Below are 5,533 nucleotides of genomic sequence, written 5' to 3'. Positions count from 1 at the left end.
CGACGGTCACCGTCGAACTGACGACGCGGACGGTCACCGCCCTCGCGGCGATCGCCGTCGCGCGGCTTCCGCGGGTTGATGCCGGGGCGCGAGTCGTAGCTCGCGCGGCGCTCGTCGCGCTCGTCCCTGTCGCTGTTCATGATGCTCCTGTCCAGTTATGGAGGCGTCCCGGCCATTCTTGCGCGCTTCCGCGCCATGAACCCGCCAGACCGGCCCCTGAAAGTCGAGTCACGCGCGGTCGCGGCATTCCAGGGCGGTCGAGCACGGGATGATGGTGTCGATGGCTTCCACCGACTCGTCCCTGCTCGCCCGCCTTCCGGAGACATCTCCCGGCGCGGATCCCGATCCCGACGCGCTCTACGACGCATTCGCGTCGTGGGCGGAGGAAAGGGACCTTCCATTGTACCCCCATCAGGAGGAGGCCCTGATCGAGCTCGTCTCGGGCTCGCACGTCATCCTCGCCTCGCCGACCGGGTCCGGGAAGTCGCTCGTCGCCGCCGGCGCCCATTTCGCGGCGCTCGCCGCGCATCGTGCCGGCCTCGGAGGCCGCACGTTCTACACGGCGCCGCTGAAGGCGCTGGTGTCCGAGAAGTTCTTCGATCTCATCGCCATGTTCGGCGCCGAGCAGGTGGGCCTGATGACCGGCGACAGCGCGGTCAACCCCGATGCGCCGATCATCTGCTGCACCGCCGAGATCCTCGCGAACCTCGCCCTGCGCGACGGCGCGGCGACCGACGCCTCGCTCGTCGTGATGGACGAGTTCCACTTCTACTCCGACCCGCAGCGCGGCTGGGCCTGGCAGGTGCCGCTCATCGAGCTGCCGGGCGCCCAGTTCCTGCTGATGTCGGCGACCCTCGGCGACACCGACTGGCTGGTCGAGGACCTGCAGCTGCGCTCGGATCGGGCGGTCGCGCAGGTGACGACGGCGGAGCGACCTGTGCCTCTCGAGCACAGCTACTGCCTCGAGCCGCTCCCCGAGGTGATCGAGAGCCTGGTGGGCACCGGCCGTGCTCCCGTCTACATCGTGCACTTCACCCAGAAGGACGCGGTCGAGCGAGCGCAGTCGCTGCTCAGCATGCATGTGGCGAGCCGGTCTGAGCGGGACGCGATCGCCGCGGCGCTCGACGGCGTGCGCTTCGGCACGGGGTTCGGCAAGACCCTGAGCCGCTTCCTCCGGTCGGGCGTCGGGGTCCACCACGCGGGGATGCTCCCGCGCTACCGGCGCATCGTCGAACGCCTCACCCAGCAGGGACTGCTCAAGGTCGTCTGCGGCACCGACACGCTCGGCGTCGGGATCAACGTGCCGATCCGCACCGTGCTGCTCACCTCGCTCGTGAAGTACGACGGCTCCCGCATGCGGCACCTGACGGCGCGCGAGTACCACCAGATCGCGGGCCGCGCCGGACGTGCGGGGTACGACACGCAGGGCGAGGTGATCGTCATGGCGCCCGACCACGTGATCGAGAACCGGCGTGCGCTCGAGAAGGCCGGCGACGATGAGAAGAAGCGCCGCAAGATCGTCCGCAAGAAGGCGCCCGCCGGGCACGTGAACTGGACGGATGCCACGTTCGAGCGGCTTCGTGACGCGGACCCGGAGCCGCTGACCAGCAGCTTCGCCGTCACCCACGCCATGGTGCTCAACATCCTCGCGCGCGAGGGCGACCCGGTCGAGGCGATGTCGCGCCTGCTCGCGGCGGTGCACGAGACGCCGGCGCAGCGGTCGGCGCACGGGCGCCAGGCGCTGCGCATCTACCGTTCGCTGCGCGTGGCGGGGGTGGTCGAGCGGGTCCAGGTGGACGATGCGTCCCGTCCGGGCGGTCGACGGACCACCGTGCGCCTCGTGGTCGACATCCCGCGCTCGTTCGCGTTGAACCAGCCGCTGTCGCCCTTCGCGCTCGCCGCGATGGACCTGCTGAGCACGGAGAGCCCGGACCACGCGGTCGACGTGGTCTCGGTGATCGAGGCGACGCTGTCCGACCCCCGGCAGGTGCTCCTCGCGCAGCAGCACGAGGCGCGCGGCGAGGCCCTCGCCGCGATGAAGGCGGAGGGAATCGAGTACGAGGAGAGGGTGGAGCTCCTCGAGGACGTGACGTGGCCGCGGCCGCTCGCCGAGCTGCTCGAGCCCGCGTTCGCGATGTACCGCCGCGGCAACCCGTGGATCCTCGACGCGGAGCTGTCACCCAAGTCGGTGGTGCGCGACATGATCGAGAAGGCGATGACGTTCGCCGATCTCATCTCCCGCTACGGGTTGGAGCGCACCGAGGGCGTGGTGCTGCGGTACCTGGCGGAGGCGTACCGCGCCATGCGGCAGACGGTGCCGGAGGAGCATCGGACCGAGGAGGTCGAGCAGATCACCGACTGGCTGGGCGGCACGGTGCGGTCGACCGACTCGTCGCTGCTCGACGAGTGGGAGCGCCTCGCCAACCCGGAGGTGGTCGCGGGCGACGACGTCGACCCGGCGAGCGCGGCCTTCACGAGCACCGTGACCGGTCCGGCGCGACCGATGACGGGCAACCCCGCGCTGCTGCGACGCCTGGTCGCGAACGCGATGTTCCGCCGGATCGAGCTCGCCGCTCGCGAGGACTACGCGGCGCTGGGCGCGCTGGATGGCGGCGCCGGCTGGACCGCTGACGCCTGGGCCGACGCCCTCGACCCGCTGTTCGAGGCGCATGGCGACGACGCCGTCGGAATCGGACCCGGGGCCCGGGCGCGCGCACTCCTCACGATCGTCACGACGGCCAGCGACTCGAGCGACGGGAGCGTCCGTGCGGCCCTCGCCGCCGCCGACCGCACCGAGGCGGACCCGTCGAGCTGGGTGGTGAGGCAGGTGATCGACGACCCGGCGGGCGACCACGACTGGGCCCTCACCGCGCTCGTCGACCTTCCGGCGTCCGACGAGGCAGGCGCGCCGGTCATCGAGCTGGTGCACGTCGGCGCGATGTAGCGGGACGAGGACGACTCACCCGGGCGCGAGCTCCAGGACCAACGCATCGTCCCCGACGCCGGCGGCGGCTAGCACCAGGTGGACCACCGGGGTCGTCCGCTCGAGCCGCTCGCCCCAGTCCTCCGCCTGGGTCGACGCGGGGAAGTGGAACGCCGCCGAGCCCGCGACGGTCTCGCCCGGAGCGATCTGCACGAGCTGGGAGCCGGGTCCACGGATCGCCGCGGTGCGGCGTGCGGTGGAGCGCCACAGGGTGTCGATCCGGGCGATGCCGTCGCCGGTCGAGGCCCAGAGTCGGGACTCGTGGGGCTCCACGGGCGGCGCCAGCTCGAGCACCGCCGTCGTCGCGCCCAGGTCCACCGTCAACGTCGCGCCAGAGGCGTTGACCGCAGACCAGCGCACCACCCGCGTGTAGGGCGATCGGTCGAGGTCGGACCGGACGACGACGTCCGCCAGCACGTCGCCGGTGATCCAGATCGGGTCGCAGGTCGGCGTCCACAGGTAGTCGTTCCCCCACCGGTCGGGTACGCGGTCGTCCGCGCTGCCCGTGGCGTCGCACACGAGCACGCTCAGGCGTCCTCGGGCCGGGTCCGACGCCGTCCGCGGCTCGCCGGAGTCCAGCAGGGCGGCGGTCGTCGCGATGCTCGACAGCGGCGCGGTCGTGCCCTCGAGCACCGTGCGTCCGCCGCCGTCCGACTCTCCCGCGAGAGCGATCTGGATCAGGACACGGGGACGACCAGCAGGCGCGACCGATCCGGCGGGCAGGGTGGCGACGCCGCTCAGCGAGACTCCCCGCGACAGGGTCTCCACCCGCGCAGCATCTCCCCCGAACGCGTACCGCGTGGTGGGCGACGCCCACCACGACGAGCCGGCCGACGCCACCACGTCGGGGGCGGTCGCGCCCGGCTCCGACGGTGGAGTCGGGCTCGGCACGGAGTCGCCGTCGACCACCGCGACCGTCACCCGCGACACGTCGAGCTTCAGAGCGCCGGCCGCCACGTTGCTCACGCGCCAGGTCACCTGGGCCTCGCCCCCAGGCCCGACCGCGAGCGACGTGTCCGACACGTCGATCAGGGGCGCATCGCCGATCCAGACGGCATCGCACACCTGCACGGTGCCGGGCGAGGCGGTCGCCGCGCAGGACAGCGCGGCCTGGCGCTCCGCTCCGGAGGACGCGATGGTCCGGGCACCGACGTCGCCTAGGTCCGAGGACGCGGAGATCGGCGGCGGAGGGGCGATCACGCGGTCGGCCACCGGGGCGTCGACCGGGTCCGCCGAGGGCTGCAGCAGCACGACGGCGCACAGCAGCGCGACACCGCCGGCGGCGTAGGCCCATGCGTACCCGCGCCGCAGGCGCCGCACGCGCCGACGCGCGCGGATGCTCACCCCCGGCATCTGGGCGCCCGCGGCGAGCGTGCCCTTGGCAGCGGCGAATGCTAGGGCGTCGGTCACCGGCCCCCTCATCGATCCACCTCGACGGCGGTCTCCTCATCGCCGCCCCAGACGGCGACCTCGAGGTCGAGCGCGAGCCACGGTCGACGCTCCGCGAGCCTGCGCACCGCCCGCTCGAGGACCGCCTGGACGCGTCGACCGCTGAGGCCTGTCTCGGCAGCAAGGTCCGTGATGGACATGCCGTCCACACAGCGAAGCACCAGGCAGACCCGCTCATCGGGGCCGAGACTGGAGATGTCGGCGACGAGCGCCTCGCGCGCGTCGTCCTCGTACGGCGGGTGGTCGGCGACGAAGTCACGCGCGGCGACCACATTCGCGTGCAGCGCGCTGTGCGGGCGGGCGCCGAACCGGTTCTCCGGTGCATCCGCGACCTCGTCGAGAGCGGGCCCGGCGTCCCTGCGGTCCGCTGGCGCGCGTCGTCGGGCGAGGGCGCGATGCATCGCCCTCATCGTGGCCGCGCGCGCCTCGGCGACGTCCGGGACGCGGACCCCGCGGAAGGCCGCGACCAGCGCGTCCTCGAGGACCTGATCGGCGGAACCGGCATGACCGGTCAACGCGAACGCGCGGGAGTACAGCTCCTCTCCGTGCTCGCGCAGCATCGCGTCGAGCACCCGCGACCAGGTGCGCACCGGACGACCTTCCCTATCCGGTCAGTGTCGCACCTCCGCCGGACGTCGGCACCCCGCCGTCGTTCCGTCGTGGCTCAGTGCGTCTCGACGACGATGCGCCCCATGGGGGTGAGCGAGATCGGGATGAGCTTGAGGTTCGCCCACGCCATCGGGATGCCGATGATCGTGATCGCGAGCGTGAAGGCGGTCACGACGTGAGCGATCGCCAGGATGAGCCCGAGGGGGATCCACAAGATGTTGCCCACGACGGTCCACGCGCCCGCGTCGGGGTCGCGGACGACCTCGCGGCCGAAGGGCCAGATCGAGTAGTTCCCGATCCGGAAGCAAGCGATACCAGCGGGGATGCCGATGATCGTGATGAAGGCGATCACGCCGACGGCGGCGTAGGAGATCCATAGGCCGATGCCGGCGAAGAAGAACCAGATGATGTTGAGAAGGGTGCGCATGGCCTCCAGCGTACGTCGACGGGGCCCTGCTCAGGGCGCCGAAGACAACGAAAGCCCCCCGCGTG

The 5,533-nt window shown here is 72.1% G+C and carries 4 protein-coding genes; 1 reads left to right on the top strand and 3 read right to left on the bottom strand.

Annotated features, from left to right (window positions below; translation table 11 throughout):
• The first annotated feature begins 280 nt into the window (after positions 1 to 280).
• Positions 281 to 2,944 carry a DEAD/DEAH box helicase gene (locus QQX10_RS13595; protein ID WP_301122130.1) on the top strand — a complete coding sequence of 888 codons (2,664 nt, stop codon included), beginning with the start codon at positions 281 to 283 and terminating at the stop codon, positions 2,942 to 2,944.
• Between the two features lie 15 nt (positions 2,945 to 2,959).
• Here QQX10_RS13595 and QQX10_RS13590 read toward each other — a convergent pair whose 3' ends face one another.
• The 3 genes from QQX10_RS13590 to QQX10_RS13580 form a co-directional block, all read right to left on the bottom strand.
• Positions 2,960 to 4,405 carry a hypothetical protein gene (locus QQX10_RS13590; RefSeq protein ID WP_301122128.1) on the bottom strand — a complete coding sequence of 482 codons (1,446 nt, stop codon included), beginning with the start codon at positions 4,403 to 4,405 and terminating at the stop codon, positions 2,960 to 2,962.
• Positions 4,402 to 5,022, bottom strand: a complete 621-nt coding sequence (locus QQX10_RS13585; protein WP_301122126.1) for a sigma factor-like helix-turn-helix DNA-binding protein — start codon at positions 5,020 to 5,022, stop codon at positions 4,402 to 4,404. The genes QQX10_RS13590 and QQX10_RS13585 overlap by 4 nt, the downstream gene beginning before the upstream one ends.
• Before the next feature lie 74 nt (positions 5,023 to 5,096).
• Positions 5,097 to 5,468, bottom strand: coding sequence for a YccF domain-containing protein (locus tag QQX10_RS13580; protein ID WP_301122124.1), 372 nt, complete (start codon positions 5,466 to 5,468; stop codon positions 5,097 to 5,099).
• Positions 5,469 to 5,533 lie beyond the last annotated feature (65 nt).

Origin of the sequence: Demequina lignilytica (assembly GCF_030418305.1) — a bacterium.
GTDB lineage: Bacteria > Actinomycetota > Actinomycetes > Actinomycetales > Demequinaceae > Demequina > Demequina lignilytica.
This window is presented reverse-complemented; position numbering and strand designations above follow the sequence as displayed.